Raw genomic sequence first — 16,413 nt, 5'->3', positions numbered from 1 at the left:
GGCGCCGGGGATCTGCTACGGCCAGACCGACCTGGGCCTGGCCGAATCCGCCGACACCGTGGCCGAGCGCCTGCGCCCGCTGCTGCCGGCCGATTACGCCCTCTTCGCCAGCCCCCTGGCCCGCGCCCGCCTGCTGGCCGAAGCCCTCGGCACCCCGCGCCTCGACCCACGCCTGAAGGAGATCCACTTCGGCGAATGGGAAGGGCGCAGCTTCAACGACATCGGCCAGGCGGCCCTCGACGCGTGGGTGTCCGAACCCCTGGATTTCGCACCGCCCGGCGGTGAATCGCCGCGCCGGATGGCCGATCGGGCCCTGGATTTCCTCGCCGGGCTGCGCGCCGAGGCACCCACCGCGGCGGTGATCGTGGCCCACGGCGGGCCACTCCGGGCGCTGGCCGGCGAACTGCTGGGCCTGCCGCCCGAACGCTGGCTCACCCTCGACTTTGCCTGCGGCGAAGTCACCCGGCTGGATCTCCACGACTGGGGCACCGTGCTGCGCTGGTTCAACCGCTAGAACGTTGCCCGCAACGGGCAGCGCACCGCACCCAGGAATGCCTTTCGGATTATGCCAGATGCTACCGTCCGGCCCGAATGGCATGTCCCGCGCAGACCATTCTTCCCAACGGAGCCCACCGGTGCCCGATCGCCCGCAGAAGGCGCAGCCCCGGCCAAGCAACGACCTCAAGGAAGAACTCTTGCCCCGCCCCCACCGCCGCGCCCTGCGGCAGGCGGCCGCCGCCCTTGTCGCCACCCTGGGCCTTGCCGGCGCCGCCCAGGCCTACGTGCTGTCAGCCTTTGACGCGTCGATCCACACCACCGACACCGCCGCCCTCAACGCCGCGCTGGGCCTCACCACCCTCACCGCGGTCGAGAATTTCGAAGACGCCACGCTGATTGCCGGCCTCACCTCGACTCTCGCCATCGACGGCCGCGACCTGCCCAACCACGCCTGGGACGGCATCACCACCACGGTCTCGGGCTACCCGGTGTTCACCATCAGCCTGCCGGGCATCCGCCTGTTCGGGATCGGCATCTCCGACAACGACGGCGGCGGCCAGACGATCTCCATCAACAACCTCGCGCCCCCTTGATCTGTCCTCGGTGGCCGGCTATCGGGGCGACTCCAGCGGCCGCGCCACCTACGTGATCGTCCGCGCCGAAGCGGGCGACGCCGACATCACCCGGATCGCCATCGACGGCAGCCTCACTCCGATGTTCGACCACCTCGTACTCAGCACCGATTCCGGCCTCACCGGCAGCATCCCCGAACCCGGCAGCGCGCTTCTGGCCCTCGCCGGCATCGGCGCCCTGGCCCGGCTGCGCCGCCGCTGACCCCGCGCCCCGGATCACCCCCGGTCCGGGCATCTTCCCCAGTTACCCCCCGCCGCCGGCAACCGGTTCATCCGGCCCGGCGGCACCCCTGCGCCGCCTCGCCCTGGCGCCGAAGATCTCCTGCCGACGCCCATTTCGGGCAAAAACCCGCCCGCCGTTGCCTGAAAGCACAAGAAACCCCCGGAATTTGTAAGCAATCATTTCGTCAAATGAGTTTCTGATGTTTTTGACATCTGAAAATCGAATTTGGCGAGATACTCGTTTCACAGGGAATAGCCCTGACGCCCGCCGAAGCCTCCCAGGAGTTCAGGCCGACGGGCCTGCAAAACTCAAGGGGATTTCACCATGGAAAGACGCCGTACATTCCTCAAGGCTGGAGGGGCGGGCTTGCTCGCGTCGCTCGTCTCGCCGTTCAGCTTTGCCCAGACCGCGGCGACGCTGCTGTCGTCCCTCCGCAGCAAGCAGTTCACCGCGGCGATGCCCAACCCGCTCGACCCGGCCAACCAGTTCGCGCCGGATGTCGCCGGGGGCACCAGCTACACCCTGAAGATCCAGGAATTCCAGGCCAACCTGGGCCTCATCAACCCGTCCACGGGCCGGGCCGTCAAGACGACCCTGTGGGGCTACGGCTCCACCACCCAGGCACCGAGCTACCCCGGCCGCACCTTCAACCTGCGCCAGAACGTGCCGGTCACCGTGCGCTACGTGAACGAGCTGATGAACAGCGCCGGCCCGCTGCCCCACCGCCTGCCGGTGGACACCACCATCGACTGGGCCAACCCCGGCAACCTGGGCGGACGCGCCCCGGTGCCCCTGGTCGCCCACCGCCACGGCGGCGACCAGGGCACGCTCTCCGACGGCCTGCCGGACGCCTGGTCCTCGCCGGACGTGAACAAGGACGGCATGCCCGACTACCGGGGCCGCCTGTTCAGCGCCAGCTACACCTTCGACAACAGCCAGGAAGCCGGCCACCTCTGGTACCACGACCACGCGCTGGGCGTGACCCGTCTCAACGTGTACATGGGCCTCGCCGGCAACTACTTCATCCGCGACAAGAACGAGGACTACCTCGTCCAGTGCGGCCAGCTGCCGGCCTACCCCTACGAGCTGCCGATCTGCATCCAGGACCGCCAGTTCAAGAACACCGGCGCGCTCAACTACCCGGCCACCGACCCGGCCAACCCCTCGGCGCCCAACCCCACCCACCTGCCGGAGTTCTTCGGTGACGTGGTGGTCGCCAACGGCGTGCCCTGGCCGCGCTTCGACTGCGAGCCGCGCCTCTATCGCCTGCGCCTGCTCAACGGCTCCGATTCCCGCGTGTTCACCCTCAGCTTCGTGCTCGAGAACTTTGCCAACACCCGGCTCACCTTCTGGCAGATCGGCACCGACCTGGGCCTGATGAACGCCCCGGTGCCCCTCACCAGCCTCACCCTCGCCCCGGGCGAACGGGCCGACGTGCTGGTGGATTTCTCGCGGATCATCTGGTGGTGGCACGGCAAGGTCATCGTCAGGAACAGCGCCAACACGCCCTTCCCCAACGGCCTGCCGCCGGTGGCCGGCACCACCGACCGGGTGATGGCCTTCAGCGTCACCAAGCAGCTGGGCTTCTTTGGCTGGAGCCTGTCGCTGCTCACCGGCGCCGCGATCCCGACCAACCTGCGCCCGGTGCACGGCCCGCTGCCCGCGCCCGTCACCACCGGCGTCAAGGTGCGCAAGCTGATGCTCTTTGAAGGCACCGACGCCTACGGCCGCCTGCAGACCATGCTCGGCACCGTCAATCCGGCTGCCGGCAACCCGGCCGGCACCGGTTTCGGCACCTTCCTGTACACCGATCCGGTCACCGAGAACATCGCGGTGGGCAGCACCGAGATCTGGGAGATTTACAACACCACGGTGGACGCCCACCCCATCCACCTGCACCTGACCAACTTCCGCGTCCTCGACCGGCAGGGCTTCACCGGCACCCTGGTGCCCAAGCCCATGGGCTTCGGCGCCACCGGCGGCTATCTCACCCGGATCGCCCTCTCCGGCGCCCGCGCCCCGGCGCTGCCCAACGAGCAGGGCCGCAAGGACACGGTGCTGGCCTACCCGGGCCAGGTGACGCGCATCGTCGCCACCTTCACCCGGCCGGGCGAGTACGTGTGGCACTGCCACATCCTGTCCCACGAAGACCACGAGATGATGCGACGCTTCGTCGTCGCCTGAGCGACCGGACCGGCCGGAGCAGCCCCGCTCCGGCCAGGGTGCGGAAGTGTCGGAAAAAATCGGGCAGAATCCGCCCACCGACGCCGCGCCCGGTCCGCCGCCCGTCGCCGTCCGCCCCTCGGGCCGGGCGGCTTTTTTTCGCGCCGGGCCAAGCGTCAGCCACGATCCGAGAGAGAGCGCACGATGACCCACTTCCTGGCCGACGACGGCGAAAAGATCCACGTGAAGATTTCCGGCGAAGGCCCGCCGATGGTGCTGCTCCACGGCTGGACCTCGTCCCACCGGGACTGGAACCCCTTCCTCGCCGCCTTCGAGCCCGCCCACCGGGTGTTCCGCTGGGACGCCCGCGGCCACGGCGGCCACCACCTGGAAACCGCCAGCGTCCCCACCGTCGACCGCATGGCGCGGGACCTGCAGAACCTCCTCGACCACCACCAGCTCGATCAGGTGGTCGTCGCCGGGCATTCGATGGGCGCGCTCACCCTGTGGCAATACCTGCGAGATTTCGGCGACAGCCGGCTGGCGAAGCTGATCTTCATCGACCAGTCGCCGCGCCTCGTCACCGACGCCGGCTGGCCCAACGGCATCTGCGGGGATTTCGATGAAGCACGGAACGCTGCCTTCATCCTTGATCTGGAAACCGACTTCGCCGAAGCCGTGCTGCGCCTCGTCGCCTTTGGCCACAACGCCCGGGCGCGCCAGCTGTATGAAGAGAACGGCCCCGGCATCCAGTCAGCACGCCAGCGCCTGGCGAGCTTCGACGCCCGCGCCCTGATCGACTGCTGGAAGAGCCTCACCGCCGCCGACTACCGGGACGTACTGCCGACCATCACGGTGCCGGCGCTGCTGGTGTATGGCGGCGCGAGCAACTTCTACTCGACCGCCACCGCCCACTACGTGCGCGATCACATTCCCGACGCGCGCCTCCACACCTACCCGGACGTGGACCACGCCCCGCACCTGTGGGAGAAGGAACGCTTCGTCCGCGACGTGCTGGATTTCGTCGCGGGCTGAGGTTCAGGGCACCATCCAGTCCCCGTCCGGCACCAGCTTGCCGTCGGCACCCACCTTCATCAGGTAGCCGCCCTTCGAGCCGTAGTGCTGGCCCGGGCCGAGGGTGAAGCGCGGGAAGGCGGTGCTCACCGCGCCGGCGTAGGCATCCTCCACCCGCTCGATCAGCGCCGCGCGGGAAGCCGGATTGGGCAGGATGTACAGCGCCCGGGCGGTGACAAGGCACGCCGACCAGGTGTTGCCCTGGGTGCGCTCGGTGTCCCGGGCGAGCGCCAGCCCCTGGCCGCTCATCCAGCCGCCCAGGTTGAAGACCATCCGCGCCAGGCGCTGATTCGGCTCATCAAACGGATAAATCACCCGCAGATTGTTGCTGAAAATGGTACGAATCGCGCCGGGGTCGGACGCCTTGTCCAGTTCGCCGATGGTCGCCGACACCAGCACGGGGATGCCCGCCGGCAGCTTCGGCGGATGCCCGGCAAAGGCCTTGAGCTGGGCCGGGGTCAGCCACAGGAGCAGCGCGTCGTCCCTGGTGAGCTGCGGCAGGCGAGCGCCGGGCGCCACGTCGAGCCGGCGCTCGCCTTTGCGTTCGGCGGCGAAGGCGGTATAGGCCGCGTTCGCCGCCTGCCGGCCAATGTCGCCCGGGGCGAACACCTGCACCAGCCGCTTTGGCGGCGCGGGCTGGTCGAGCAGATGGCGGGCCGCCAGCCGGCCTTCCAGCGCCACGCCCGGCCAGAGGTAGATCGACGCCGCCGGCGCAGGGCCCGGCGCGTCGGTGTTGGGGAATAGGCAGGGCATGCCCTCGGCTTCGCAGAAATCATGCACCGGCGCCCAGTCGCGGCCGATCCCGCCGACCATCGCAAAGGCCGGCGTGCGGCGCTGGTGCTCGGCGAGCTGCCGGCGCCAGCCGCTGGCCGGGCCGCTGAGGCGCCAGGTCTGCAGTTTCCAGGCGCGCCGGCCGCTGCCCTCGGCGGGGCTGTGGCTGGCGATGCAGCGCTCCAGCACGTCGAGCATGGCCTGCTGCTGGCGCTCGGGCACGTCCGGGGCGACGACGGTGGCGAGGTGCACCACGCCCGCCTCGAGCCCCGGCGGCGGCGTGGCGCCGAGCTGGCGCAGGTAGGCCGCCAGCGCGGCGATCTCCCGGTCCGAGAGCCGGTAGCGGGGCATCGGCAGGTCGAAGGTGGCGCCGCCGGCGCCCACGCCGTCGCGCATCGCCCTGGCCAGGCTGCTCATGTCGTAGGCCGGCCGGGTGCGGAAGGCGTGATCCTCCAGCGCCATGCCCGGCGCCCCGGGGTAAACAGGATGTCGCCGGCCAGCGGCGGCACCAGGGTCACGCCCTCCACCGTGCCCATCCCGCTCGGGCGGTGACACTGCACGCAGGCGAGGTCGCGCCCGGCGAGCAGCGGCCCGCCGGGGCGACGGCCCTCGATCGGCGTGCCGTCGGCGCGCTGGCCGTCGAGATACAACCGGCGGCCCTCGGCGATGAGGGTGGCGTCGGCAATCGCGCTGCCCGCGGCGAGCGCAGCGGCGGCGACGGCCAGGGCCCGCAAGGCGGAGGCGCTCATCTGGCGAGCATCGGGCGCAGTTCGGCCAGGATGCGGTCGGCCTGGGCCATGCCGTCGAGGCGCACCCACGGCTGGCCCGGCGCGCGGCGCAGGAAGCTCACCGGCGTGTGGCCCATCTTGTCGGGTCGGTAGGCGTTAAAGGCCTTCTGTACGGCGCTGCTGGCGGCGTCGCTGCCGGTGAGGAACAGCCAGTCGGTGCCCACCCCGGCGCCGTACTGGCGGGCGTAGGCCTTGAGGCGGGCCGGCGTGTCCTGCTCCGGGTCGATGGACACCGACACCATGCGCACCCGGGCGCGGTCGGCGCCGAGGCCTTCGCGCACCTCGGCAAAGATCCGCGTCATCGGCGGGCAGATCGCCGTGCAGCTGGTGTAGATGAAGTTGAGCAGCACCGGCCGGCCGTCATCCACCAGCGCCGGAAAGGCCGCGCTCACCCCGTCCTGGTTGCGCAGGCTGACCGCCGGAATGGCGTAGGCGGCCTCGCTGCGGCTCACCGACGAGACGGCGTGCAGGCTGTGCATGTGGTGGGAATGGTCGTCGGCCGCCCACAGGCCGCTGGGCACCGCCAGCAGGATGAGCAGGATCGCGGCCGTCACGCGCACGGTAAAGAAAGGCTTGGAGGTCATGTCGGGGCTCCGCATGCAATGCAGAAAGTGGGCACCCGTCCATTTTCTGGCCGGATGCGCTGTTGCTCGCGTGATGCGCGCCACACCTTGCCCCGACGAAACTCTAAATCACGTAAAAACGGTAAAAACACGTGACGCGACAGCAGGATAGGCTCGACCCGGTGATACGGTACGGCCATGCAAAAACAACTCATGCGGCTTAGCGTGTCTCGGTGGGTCCGTCAGGAAACGGGCACGGGCGTGCCTTGCCCGGATGGAGAGATCGGAATGAAGTGGTTCGATTACGACCACATCCAGCGCATTGTGGTGTTCGCAGGGCTGGCGGTGGTGCTGGGCCTGTGGGCCGCCGAGGATGCCGGGCTGCTGCCGGTGGCATCCCACAACCTGCCCCCGGCCTCGGCCTCGCTGCCCCAGCTGCCCGGCGCGGCCCCGACGATGCCCAACCTGACCCTGCAGGGCGTGATCGCCGGCAGCGGCTCGGCGCCGCCGGTGGCGCTGCTGGCCGAGGCCGGCAAGCGGCCGGTGCTGGTCGCCGAAGGTTCGTCCTTCGGCGAGGACATCCGCGTCGAGCGGGTGCTGCCCGACCGGGCCGTGCTGCGCTGGCGGGGCAGCAACGCGCCGATCGTGGTGCGGCTGTCGCCGGCGGGTGGCAGCGAAGGGCCCGCCACCAACCAGGCATCCACCAGCGCACCGGACAACCTGCCCCAGCCGCCGGCGGATGCGGTCGCCCCGCGCCGGGACGACGCCCTGCCCGCCGAGCGGGTGCCAGCGCCGTCCGACGCCTCCGGCCTGCCGCCGGGACCGAGCCTGACCGGCCCGGCCCTCAGCGGTCCGGCGCCCGGATCCACCAACTAGCCTGCCCTGCAGGGGCTTGCCCCCGGGCGCAGCGTCAGGGTCGGCCATGCCGGCCCTTTTCGTTTTTCGGCCAAGCTCTTGCGCAGCGGGGTGGCGCACCGCACAATTGGCCGTCATTTTGTCCGGCCCCGCCCCGCCATGCCTGCGCCCGACGCTCACCTGTCGCTCCCGGCCACGCTGATCGCCTGCCACGAATGCGATCTGCTGCAGACCGAGCCCCGCCTCGCCCCCGGCGAGACGGCCCGCTGCGCCCGCTGCGGGGCCTTCCTGGCGCGCAACCCGCCGGATAGCCTCGACCGCACCCTGGCCCTGACCTGCACCGCCGCGGTGCTCTACATCCTCGCCAACATCTACCCGCTGGTGGGCCTCGAGATGCAGGGCCGCCAGGTGCAAGTCACCCTCGCCAGCGCGCTGCACATCCTGTGGCAGGACGGCATGGCGCCGGTGGCGGCGCTGGTGGGCGTCACCACGCTGCTGTTTCCGCTCCTCGAGCTGGCGATGATCCTGATCGTGCTGGTGCCCCTGCGCCTCGGGCGGGTGTCGCCGCGGCTGGCACCCTTCTTCCGGCTGGTGCGCTCGGTCAAGCCGTGGGGGATGGTCGAGGTCTTCCTGCTCGGCATGCTGGTGTCGCTGGTCAAGCTGTCGCACCTGGCCACGGTGATCCTCGGCACCGCCTTCTGGGCGATGGCGGCGCTGATCGTCGTCCTCACCTTCGCCGCCCGGGCCTTCGATACGCGCCTGGTGTGGCAGACGCCGGTGGCGGAGCCCGCCCCGTGACGCGCCACCTCACCGCCCGCGAGGCCGGCCTCCTCAACTGCCACGTGTGCGGCCAGCTGTCCCGCGCCGCCGCCGGCCACGGGCTGGTGCGCTGCCCGCGCTGCCGGGCGCCGCTGCACATGCGCAAACCCGCCAGCCTCGCCACCACCTGGGCGCTCACCCTCGCCGCGGCGATCCTCTACGTGCCGGCCAACCTGCTGCCGATGATGACCACCGCCTCGCTGCTCGGCAGCCAGGAAGACACCATCATGAGCGGGGTGATCTTTCTCTGGCAGTCCGGCTCGTGGCCGCTGGCGGCGGTGGTGTTCTTCGCCAGCGTGATGGTGCCGCTGCTCAAGATCATCGCCCTGATCTACCTCGCCGCCAGCGTGCAGCGCCACTCGCGCCTGCGCCTGATCCAGCGCACCCGGCTGTACCGGATGGTCGAATTCGTCGGCCGCTGGTCGATGCTGGACATCTACGTCATCACCCTGCTCGTCGCCCTGGTGCAGTTCCAGGGGCTCGCCACCATCCAGGCCGGCCCGGCCGCCGTCGCCTTCGGCGCGGTGGTGGTGCTGACCATGTTCGCAGCAATGAGCTTCGACCCCCGCCTGATCTGGGACCCGATCGCCGGGCCCGCCCCTTCCGACGACCACCGCCATGACTGATCCCGCCGCGCTCCCCCAGGCCACCGTCGACACGCCGCGCCGCTTCCGCATCCCGCTGGTGTGGATCATCCCGCTGGTGGCACTCCTGATCGGGCTGTTCCTGGCCGCCCGCAGCTACTACGAGCAGGGCCCGCTGATCACCATCACTTTCAAGACCGGCGCCGGCCTCGAACCCGGCAAGACGCGCATCAAGTACAAGGATGTGGACGTCGGCCAGATCACCGGGGTGGCCCTCGCCGAAGACGGCGCCGGCGTGGTCGCCACCGCCCGCCTGGCCCGCGAGGCCGCCAGCCTGCTGGTGGACGACACGCGCTTCTGGGTGGTCAGCGCCCAGGTGTCGGGCAGCTCGGTGTCGGGCCTCGGCACCCTGCTGTCGGGCGCCTACGTGGGCCTCGACGTGGGCAAATCCACCGAAGACCGGCGCCACTTCCAGGGCCTCGACACCCCGCCGGCGGTCAATTTCGACGTGCCCGGCAAATCCTTCGTGCTGCAGGCCGAAACCCTCGGCTCCCTCAGCGCCGGCACGCCGATCTACTTCCGGCGCATCGAGGCCGGCCAGGTCACCGGCTTCAAGCTCGACGAAGCCGGCAAGCGGCTGGACGTGCAGATCTTCATCAAGGCCCCCTACGACCGCTTCGTGACCACCAACAGCCGCTTCTGGAACGCAGGCGGGGTGGACGTGAAGATCGGCGCCGACGGCATCCAGGTGAACACCGAATCCATGGGCGCCATCCTGGCCGGCGGCGTGGCCTTCCAGACGCCGGAAGACGGCAGCGCCGAACCCGCCCCCGACAACCACGCCTTCACCCTTTTTGCCAGCCGGGCCGAGGCCCTCAAGCAGGCCAACGCCGTGGTGCTCAACTACACCCTGCGCTTCGACGAATCCGTGCGCGGCCTGTCGGTGGGCGCGCCGGTGGATTTCCGCGGTATCCAGGTGGGCGAGGTCACCGCCATCAGCCCCGACTTCCACCCCCGCACCGCCGACCTGGGCCTGCTGGTGGATGTGAAGATCTACCCCGGCCGCATGCGCGCCCGCCACAAGGACGCCAAGATCACCTTCTTCGGCAAGGATTACCACGACAAGGATTTCCGCGCCTTCGTCGACCAGCTCGTCGTCAAGGGCCTGCGCGGTCAGCTGCGCAACGGCAACCTGGTCACCGGGCAGCTTTACGTGGCGCTGGATTTCTTCCCCGCCTCACAGCCGGTCAAGGTGGACTGGAACCGCGACCCGCCGCTGATCCCCACCCAGCGCGGCAGCCTCGACGAGCTCCAGAGCACCCTGCTGCGCATCGTCGCGCGGATCGACAAGCTGCCCCTCGACACGATCGGCCGCGACACCAGCAAGGCCATCGCCGGCCTCGGCCGCACCATCGACGAGGCCGAACAGCTGGTCAAGCGCCTCGACGGGCTGACCAACGGCGACGTGCGCGAGACCGTCGTCGAAGCCCACAGCGCGATCACCGAGACCCGCGCCGCCATCGCCGACGCCCGCAAGCTGCTGGCCACCGACGCCCCGCTGCAGCAGGACATGCGCGCCAGCCTGCAGGAACTCTCCCGCGCCGCCCAGGCCCTGCGCCACCTGGCCGACACCCTGGACCGCCACCCCGAAGCCCTGCTGCGCGGCAAACCCGAGGAAAAACCATGATCCGCCTTCGCCTTGCCCTGATCCTGTTTGCCGCCGCCGGCAGCGCCCAGGCCGCGGACATCCGCCCGGGCCTGTGGGAATTCCGCTCCACGCGGGTCAGCCTCGGCGGCGCGCCGGATCTGTCCGAGAAGCTCCGTCAGCAGCTGGCCAACCTGCCGCCCGACGTCCAGCGCCAACTGCGCCAGCAGCTCGCCGCCCAGGGCGTGCAGCTGGGCAGCGACGGCACGGTGCGCAGCTGCATCACCGCCGAACAGGCCCGCCAGGACAGCGTCTATGCCGGCCGCACGGACGGCAACTGCACCCTCGCCAGCATCACCAAAAGCGGCAACCAGGTGCGCGGCCGCCTCAACTGCAGCCAGCCCAAGGGCAGCGCCGACTTCGAAACCACCCTCGACGGCCCCGAGCGCATGAGCACCCGCGTGAACATGCACTCGGCCCAGGGCGACATCCAGATGGACACCGACGCCCGCTGGATCGCCGCCTGCAGCACCGCCACCCGCCAGGAATGACCGCCACGATGAACCGCCTCCTCGCCATTGCCCTGCTGTGCGCCGGGCTCGCCGCCTGCAGCAGCACCCCGCCGATCCGCCACTACACCCTCGGCCCCCTGCCGCCGGCCCCGGCCGTCGCGCCGTCGGCCACCGGCGCCAGCCTGGTGGTGGGCCCGGTGGGCGTGCCCGCCGCCATCGACCGCCTGCACATCGTCCGCCAGCAGGGCGGCGCCCGCGCCGAGGTGTCGGACGAGCACCGCTGGGCCGCGCCCCTCAAGACCGAGATCGCCCGCCGGGTGGCCGTCGAGGTGGCCCGCCACAGCGCCTACGTGCGCGCCGTGGCGTGGCCCCAGGCGAGCATCGCCGACCCCGACCTGACCCTGCCCATCGACGTGCTGCGCTTCGACGCCGACGGCTTCGAGCGGGTCACGCTGGAAGCCGTGTGGACGCTGCGCAAGGGCGGGCACGACGTGGTGAGCCGGCGCTTCTCGGCCACCGAAACCGTCCGCGAGCCCAGCTGGGACGGCCTCGCCGCGGCCCACGGGCGGCTGGTGGATGCGCTGGCCGCCGACATCGTGTCGGCGCTGCCAATCCGCCCCTAATCGACCGGATCGGCCTTCTTGCGGGCCGCCGGCTTGCGGGGCGTGGCCCTGGGCTTGTTGGCCTTGATGCGCCCCAGGCGGCGGCGGATCTCGTCGGAATCCATCCACAAATCGCTGCCCTGCAGGATGTGGTTGATGTCGCTGGCGCTCAGGAAGGGCGTGCAGATGCGGGTCGTCACCTTCTCGAACCAGCTCCCCAGCGCATGAACCTCGGCCGCCTGCTCGCTGCCCTTGCCGGCGAAGCTGCTCGAATAGGTGTGGAACATCAGCTGGCAGTTGTCATGGACGATCAGCTCGTCCCCCGACAGGAAGATGAAGGCCGCCATCGAATAGGCCCGCGCCTCCAGCACCGTGATCACGTGGGCCTCGGAGGCCAGCATGTTGTTGATGATCTGCAGCCCGGTGTTGAAATCACCGCCCGGCGAGTTGATGTGCAGGTAGATGAGGTCGGTCTGGGCCGCCGTGCGCAGGGTGTAGAACAGCTCGGTGTAGTGCTGCGGCTCATGGATCTCGCCGCACAGGTAGTAGGAAACCTGATGGATCGGCACGTGGCGCTCGTAGCGCACCAGGCCTTCGAAGGGCGGGATGTCCTCGACTTCGTCGTCTTCCGGCCGCCGGCCGGGGCTGCGCTGAACCATGGCTGCATCCTCCGCAAATGCACACCCGGTCAGTATGCAACTGGCGCGGGGCGGGTTCAACGCGGAAAGCCCCGCCGGGGCTAGATGTCGCTCTCGTTGAAGACCGGCTTGGTGGAGGGCGGCGCGGTGTCGCCGGGCAGCACCGGCAGCTCGATCTTGAAGATGCCGTGATTGGCCACCTCGCCCCACAGGCGGCCGCCGTGGGTGGCGACGATGGCGCGGCTGATGGCGAGCCCGAAACCGCGCCCCACGCTGCTCGCACCATCGAGCGGGTCGAACAGGTTGGTGGCCCGCTCGGAGGTGAGGCCGGAGCCGGAATCCTCCACCCGCAGGCAGATCTGCGCGCTGCCGTCCTTCCAGGCGGCGATCCAGATCCGCCGCGGCTGGCGCGGGCTGTCGGCCACCGAATCGAAGGCGTTGGCGAGCAGGCTGCGCAGCACCACTTCCATCTGCAGGCGATCGACCATCAGGCTCACGTCGGGCATCGGCGCCACCCGCAGGCGGATGCCGGCCTGCTCGGCGCGCAGCCGGTAGGGCGCAACGGCGGCCTCGACCAGCGCCGCCAGGCCCAGCACTTCCGGCTGGGGGTCGCCGGTGCGGAAGAAATCCTGCAGCCGGCGCACCACGTCGCCGGCCTTGGCGGATTCGCGCTGCACGCAACGCACGGCCGCGTGCAGCTGCTCGCCGGTCTCGCCCCGCTCGATCAGCTGTTCGCAGGCGCCAGCGTAAGCGGAGAGGGCGGTGAGGGGGTGATGCAGTTCGTGGGCCAGGGCGCCGGCCATCTCGCCCGCCGCCGCCAGACGCAGGCTGTGGCGCAGATCCTGGGTGGTGCGGCGCTGTTCATTGACCACCGCCCCCACGAAGAAGCCGACCACCGCCATCGCCATCGCGAGGATCTGCAGCTCGGCCACCGTGACGGCGCTGTACTGGAGCACCCGCATCGCCACGATCACCCCGATCTGCAGCAGCGCCGCGCACACGATGGCGCCGGCCATGCCCTGCCGGCCCGCCGCCCACACGATGGGCAGGAAGAGCAGGTAGAACAGCTTGAAGCCGCTATGCCCGCCCACGCCAAACGCCAGCCACAGGGTGGCCACGCCCAGCAGCACGTAGCCGATGCTTTCGCGGTTGAGCACCGTGCGCTGCAGGCGCCGACGGCCGCGCTTGCTGGTGAGCCACAGCAGCAGCGGCATCATCACCGCGATGCCGACTCCGTCGCCCACCCAGAAATGCTTGAGCCCCGGCCACCAGCCGGCGGGGGCGAGCAGCCCGGCCGCCCGCAGCGAAAGCAGATAGGCCAGGCTGATGAGCAGCGAACCGATGCCCACCCGCAGCAGCCACGCCACCAGGGTGCGGCGGTCGTCCAGCAGCGCGTCGCGGGGGAGCCGGCGGGCCAGCACCTCGCCCAGCAGGGCGTAGCCCGTCGCCAGCACCAGTCCCGGCACCACGTGAACCCAGATCGACACGAGCTGGCCGTGCACGCCAATCTCGGCCAGCAGCACGGCGATCGCCAGCGGCGCCCAGGCCATCCGGCCAAAGCGCATCACCAGCACCAGCCCGAGGGCCGGCGCCGGGTTCCACGGCGTGATGCTCGGCCCGAACAACGGATGGCCGAAGCTCACCTTGTCGAGGACATAGTAGAGGCCGATGAATCCCAGGAACAGGGGCAGGAAACGCAGCCCGTCTAGGGCCGCGGCCTTCAAGTCACGAATCATGCCGAAATGGGTCGGGGCGGATCGGAGGCAGGGCCTGGCAAGAAACTGTTAAATTTTCCACAGGCGGAAGGCTCGCATTAAACGGGCCAGACCGCCAAGGGTATGCGCGCCCTTGGAATACCAAATGCGTCACGCTCGGACGTTAAAAAACCGGCCGGGCATACGCCGGGCCGGTTTTACACGAAAAGTGCCGGAAATGCTTATCGGGATGCTGCAACCGCCGGCGCAACCATCACCGGCTCGGCATGGGTTTCCGGCAGGCCGCCGTTGAGGGTGCTGTGCATCGTGTCCATGTCCAGCTCGTTCTCGGAGCGGGACACCACCACGGTGGCCACCGCGTTGCCGATGAAGTTGGTCAGGGCACGGGCTTCGCTCATGAAACGGTCGATGCCGAGGATCAGCGCCATGCCGGCCACCGGGATGGTCGGCACCACCGCCAGGGTCGAGGCCAGGGTGATGAAGCCGGCGCCGGTGATGCCGCTGGCACCCTTCGAGGTCAGCATCGCCACGACGAGGATGGTGAGCTCCTGGGTCAGGGTCAGCTCGGTGTTGGTGGCCTGGGCGATGAACAGGGCGGCCATCGTCATGTAGATGTTGGTGCCGTCCAGGTTGAAGGAGTAGCCGGTGGGCACCACCAAACCAACCACCGAGCGGGCACAGCCCAGCTTCTCGAGCTTGTGCATCAGGCGCGGCAGGGCGGATTCGGAGGAGCTGGTGCCCAGCACGATCAGCAGCTCTTCACGGATGTACTTGATGAACTTGAAGATCGAGAAGCCGGTGTAGCGGGCAATGGCGCCCAGCACCAGCACCACGAACAGGAAGCAGGTGAGGTAGAACGCGCCCATCAGCTTGGCCATCGGCACCAGCGAGGCCACGCCGTACTTGCCGATGGTGAAGGCCATCGCGCCGAAGGCACCCACCGGAGCGAGCTTCATCACGGTGTTCACGATGCCGAACATCACGTGGGAGATCTGCTCAACAAAGTCGAACACCGGCTTGCCCTTGTCGCCCATCGCGGCCAGCGAGAAGCCGAACAGGATCGCCAGCAGCAGCACCTGCAGGATGTCGCCCTTGGCGAAGGCATCCACGAAGGTGGCCGGGATGATGTTGAGGATGAACTCGGTGGTGGTCTGCGCCTTGGCCTTGGCGGTGAAGTCGCCGATGGCCTTGGTGTCGAGGGTGGTCACGTCGGCGTTGAAGCCCGCGCCCGGCTGGGCCACGTTGGCCACCACCAGGCCGATCGCCAGGGCCAGGGTCGAGACGACTTCGAAGTACAGCAGCGCCTTACCGCCCACGCGGCCGACCTTCTTCATGTCCTGCATGCCGGCGATGCCGTGCACCACAGTGCAGAAGATCACCGGCGCGATGATCATCTTGACCAGCTTGATGAAGCCGTCACCCAGGGGCTTCAGATCCACCCCCAGCTTGGGCTCGAAATACCCCAGCATCACGCCACACACGATGGCGAACAGCACCTGCACATACAGGATCTTGTAGAACGGCTGCTTTTTCTGTTGTTCCATGACGACCTCTCCTCCGGCGATTGATTCCATGCCGGCATCTTCGCCGCACGGGGAGAAGCGGAAAATTGTGAACGTCCACATTGGGGGCGGCCCTATTGTGGAAAACCGAGGGACGCCGCGCCCGTCGCCCGGACTTCAGCCCGACACCCGAACCCGATCCACCGCGAACCCTGTAGGTCGGACTTCAGTCCGACAACTCCGCCCGATCAACCGACGATGTCGGACTGAAGTCCGACCTACAGGTGCGTGCCCTACGGCACCGCCCGCACATTCCGTCGTCGTGCCGCGACACCCCGCCCCTGTGCGTCTATGCCTAACAGGACGATGCAAAACCCCGAGAACCCAGGCCAGCACGACCTCTCGCCATCCGATTTCTCATGACTTCATTCCCGGAATTGGATTCCTAATCCCGTTTTGATGCCCACCGAATGGGCTGGGGAATGGGTTTTCACCCGATTCCGGGTGCTGCATCATGCCGCGCTCCCCGCGGACTGCAATTTGGCGATCCGCAGCAGGTTGTACGCCGCCGCCGACAGGTAAGCGGCGATCTGGGTTTTCGCCTGACCGATGAAGCGTGTCTTTCTCATTCCGCCCACCGTCTTCAGCCAGCCGAAGATCTCCTCAACGCGCTTTCGTTTTCGCTGGCTGATCTTGTAACCCTCGGTACGGGTAGTCCGCCCGTCGAGCCCTGGTGTCGTGCGTCCGTCGATCCGGGCAATGTGCGGCCGGATGTTGTGCTCGCGCAGATGCTGGACGAAGTCTTTCACGTGGTAGCCCTTGTCGGCCC

General features: G+C 69.2%; 18 protein-coding genes. 11 read left to right on the top strand and 7 right to left on the bottom strand.

Translation table 11 applies throughout. The features are described from left to right. The 5 genes from Q0672_RS08375 to Q0672_RS08355 all read left to right on the top strand — a co-directional run. Positions 1 to 514 (top strand): histidine phosphatase family protein (locus Q0672_RS08375; protein ID WP_298621568.1); only part of this gene is annotated, 514 nt, incomplete at its 5' end. Between the two features lie 121 nt (positions 515 to 635). Beyond that, a complete protein-coding gene (locus Q0672_RS08370) occupies positions 636 to 1,091 on the top strand; it encodes a hypothetical protein (RefSeq protein ID WP_298621567.1) in 456 nt (151 codons plus the stop codon). 10 nt (positions 1,092 to 1,101) lie between these two features. Beyond that, entirely contained in the window at positions 1,102 to 1,332 is a 231-nt protein-coding gene (locus Q0672_RS08365; RefSeq protein ID WP_298621566.1) for a PEP-CTERM sorting domain-containing protein, read from the top strand. Between the two features lie 345 nt (positions 1,333 to 1,677). After that, a complete protein-coding gene (locus Q0672_RS08360; RefSeq protein ID WP_298621565.1) occupies positions 1,678 to 3,537 on the top strand; it encodes a multicopper oxidase family protein in 1,860 nt (619 codons plus the stop codon). Between the two features lie 183 nt (positions 3,538 to 3,720). After that, positions 3,721 to 4,551 carry an alpha/beta hydrolase gene (locus Q0672_RS08355; RefSeq protein WP_298621564.1) on the top strand — a complete coding sequence of 277 codons (831 nt, stop codon included), beginning with the start codon at positions 3,721 to 3,723 and terminating at the stop codon, positions 4,549 to 4,551. 3 nt (positions 4,552 to 4,554) lie between these two features. Here Q0672_RS08355 and Q0672_RS08350 read toward each other — a convergent pair whose 3' ends face one another. From Q0672_RS08350 to Q0672_RS08340, 3 genes are read right to left on the bottom strand one after another with little or no spacing between them, the layout of a single operon-like run. Continuing rightward, on the bottom strand, positions 4,555 to 5,823 hold the full coding sequence (locus tag Q0672_RS08350) for a hypothetical protein (protein ID WP_298621563.1): 1,269 nt from the start codon (positions 5,821 to 5,823) through the stop codon (positions 4,555 to 4,557). Further along, on the bottom strand, positions 5,775 to 6,110 hold the full coding sequence (locus tag Q0672_RS08345; protein ID WP_298621562.1) for a hypothetical protein: 336 nt from the start codon (positions 6,108 to 6,110) through the stop codon (positions 5,775 to 5,777). The genes Q0672_RS08350 and Q0672_RS08345 overlap by 49 nt, the downstream gene beginning before the upstream one ends. Continuing rightward, positions 6,107 to 6,733 (bottom strand): SCO family protein, encoded by a 627-nt coding sequence (locus Q0672_RS08340; RefSeq protein WP_298621561.1) that lies wholly within the window; start codon positions 6,731 to 6,733, stop codon positions 6,107 to 6,109. Before Q0672_RS08340 ends, Q0672_RS08345 begins: the two co-directional genes overlap by 4 nt. A gap of 267 nt (positions 6,734 to 7,000) precedes the next feature. Between Q0672_RS08340 and Q0672_RS08335 the strand changes: the two genes are divergently transcribed. From Q0672_RS08335 to Q0672_RS08310, 6 genes are all read left to right on the top strand, one after another. Continuing rightward, on the top strand, positions 7,001 to 7,588 hold the full coding sequence (locus Q0672_RS08335; RefSeq protein WP_298621560.1) for a type II secretion system protein N: 588 nt from the start codon (positions 7,001 to 7,003) through the stop codon (positions 7,586 to 7,588). Positions 7,589 to 7,726: 138 nt separating this feature from the next. Further along, entirely contained in the window at positions 7,727 to 8,365 is a 639-nt protein-coding gene (locus Q0672_RS08330; RefSeq protein ID WP_298621559.1) for a paraquat-inducible protein A, read from the top strand. After that, positions 8,362 to 9,012, top strand: coding sequence for a paraquat-inducible protein A (locus Q0672_RS08325; protein ID WP_298621558.1), 651 nt, complete (start codon positions 8,362 to 8,364; stop codon positions 9,010 to 9,012). Before Q0672_RS08330 ends, Q0672_RS08325 begins: the two co-directional genes overlap by 4 nt. Then, positions 9,005 to 10,657, top strand: coding sequence for an MlaD family protein (locus Q0672_RS08320; protein WP_298621557.1), 1,653 nt, complete (start codon positions 9,005 to 9,007; stop codon positions 10,655 to 10,657). Before Q0672_RS08325 ends, Q0672_RS08320 begins: the two co-directional genes overlap by 8 nt. Continuing rightward, positions 10,654 to 11,166 (top strand): DUF3617 domain-containing protein, encoded by a 513-nt coding sequence (locus Q0672_RS08315; protein ID WP_298621556.1) that lies wholly within the window; start codon positions 10,654 to 10,656, stop codon positions 11,164 to 11,166. Before Q0672_RS08320 ends, Q0672_RS08315 begins: the two co-directional genes overlap by 4 nt. Positions 11,167 to 11,174: 8 nt before the next feature. Then, complete coding sequence (locus Q0672_RS08310; RefSeq protein ID WP_298621555.1) at positions 11,175 to 11,750, top strand: membrane integrity-associated transporter subunit PqiC; 576 nt, start codon at positions 11,175 to 11,177, stop codon at positions 11,748 to 11,750. On the opposite strand, the gene Q0672_RS08305 is transcribed toward Q0672_RS08310, so the two are convergent. The 4 genes from Q0672_RS08305 to Q0672_RS08290 all read right to left on the bottom strand — a co-directional run. Beyond that, positions 11,747 to 12,388 carry a Clp protease ClpP gene (locus Q0672_RS08305; protein WP_298621554.1) on the bottom strand — a complete coding sequence of 214 codons (642 nt, stop codon included), beginning with the start codon at positions 12,386 to 12,388 and terminating at the stop codon, positions 11,747 to 11,749. The two genes, Q0672_RS08310 and Q0672_RS08305, sit on opposite strands and share 4 nt — an antisense overlap. 80 nt (positions 12,389 to 12,468) lie before the next feature. After that, positions 12,469 to 14,103, bottom strand: a complete 1,635-nt coding sequence (locus tag Q0672_RS08300) for an ATP-binding protein (protein ID WP_298621553.1) — start codon at positions 14,101 to 14,103, stop codon at positions 12,469 to 12,471. A gap of 200 nt (positions 14,104 to 14,303) precedes the next feature. Beyond that, the gene (locus Q0672_RS08295) at positions 14,304 to 15,626 is read right to left on the bottom strand and encodes a dicarboxylate/amino acid:cation symporter (protein WP_298621552.1); all 1,323 of its coding nucleotides are present in this window, start codon (positions 15,624 to 15,626) and stop codon (positions 14,304 to 14,306) included. Positions 15,627 to 16,096: 470 nt separating this feature from the next. After that, a partial coding sequence (locus Q0672_RS08290; RefSeq protein ID WP_298621551.1) for a transposase occupies positions 16,097 to 16,413 on the bottom strand: 317 nt, incomplete at its 5' end.

It is taken from the genome of uncultured Zoogloea sp., from assembly GCF_937894855.1.
GTDB classification, from domain to species: Bacteria; Pseudomonadota; Gammaproteobacteria; order Burkholderiales; family Rhodocyclaceae; genus Zoogloea; species Zoogloea oryzae.
The sequence above is the reverse complement of the archived record's forward strand: the minus strand, read 5'-3'. Positions and strand labels throughout refer to the sequence as shown.

What these genes read in the sequence shown, in the direction of transcription:
- Q0672_RS08360 (WP_298621565.1), top strand. Translation starts at nt 1,678, where the DNA reads ATGGAAAGACGCCGTACATTCCTCAAGGCTGGAGGGGCGGGCTTGCTC.
- Q0672_RS08355 (WP_298621564.1), top strand. Translation starts at nt 3,721, where the DNA reads ATGACCCACTTCCTGGCCGACGACGGCGAAAAGATCCACGTGAAGATT.
- Q0672_RS08350 (WP_298621563.1), bottom strand. Translation starts at nt 5,823, where the DNA reads ATGGCGCTGGAGGATCACGCCTTCCGCACCCGGCCGGCCTACGACATG.
- Q0672_RS08345 (WP_298621562.1), bottom strand. Translation starts at nt 6,110, where the DNA reads ATGAGCGCCTCCGCCTTGCGGGCCCTGGCCGTCGCCGCCGCTGCGCTC.
- Q0672_RS08340 (WP_298621561.1), bottom strand. Translation starts at nt 6,733, where the DNA reads ATGACCTCCAAGCCTTTCTTTACCGTGCGCGTGACGGCCGCGATCCTG.
- Q0672_RS08335 (WP_298621560.1), top strand. Translation starts at nt 7,001, where the DNA reads ATGAAGTGGTTCGATTACGACCACATCCAGCGCATTGTGGTGTTCGCA.
- Q0672_RS08330 (WP_298621559.1), top strand. Translation starts at nt 7,727, where the DNA reads ATGCCTGCGCCCGACGCTCACCTGTCGCTCCCGGCCACGCTGATCGCC.
- Q0672_RS08320 (WP_298621557.1), top strand. Translation starts at nt 9,005, where the DNA reads ATGACTGATCCCGCCGCGCTCCCCCAGGCCACCGTCGACACGCCGCGC.
- Q0672_RS08315 (WP_298621556.1), top strand. Translation starts at nt 10,654, where the DNA reads ATGATCCGCCTTCGCCTTGCCCTGATCCTGTTTGCCGCCGCCGGCAGC.
- Q0672_RS08310 (WP_298621555.1), top strand. Translation starts at nt 11,175, where the DNA reads ATGAACCGCCTCCTCGCCATTGCCCTGCTGTGCGCCGGGCTCGCCGCC.
- Q0672_RS08305 (WP_298621554.1), bottom strand. Translation starts at nt 12,388, where the DNA reads ATGGTTCAGCGCAGCCCCGGCCGGCGGCCGGAAGACGACGAAGTCGAG.
- Q0672_RS08300 (WP_298621553.1), bottom strand. Translation starts at nt 14,103, where the DNA reads ATGATTCGTGACTTGAAGGCCGCGGCCCTAGACGGGCTGCGTTTCCTG.
- Q0672_RS08295 (WP_298621552.1), bottom strand. Translation starts at nt 15,626, where the DNA reads ATGGAACAACAGAAAAAGCAGCCGTTCTACAAGATCCTGTATGTGCAG.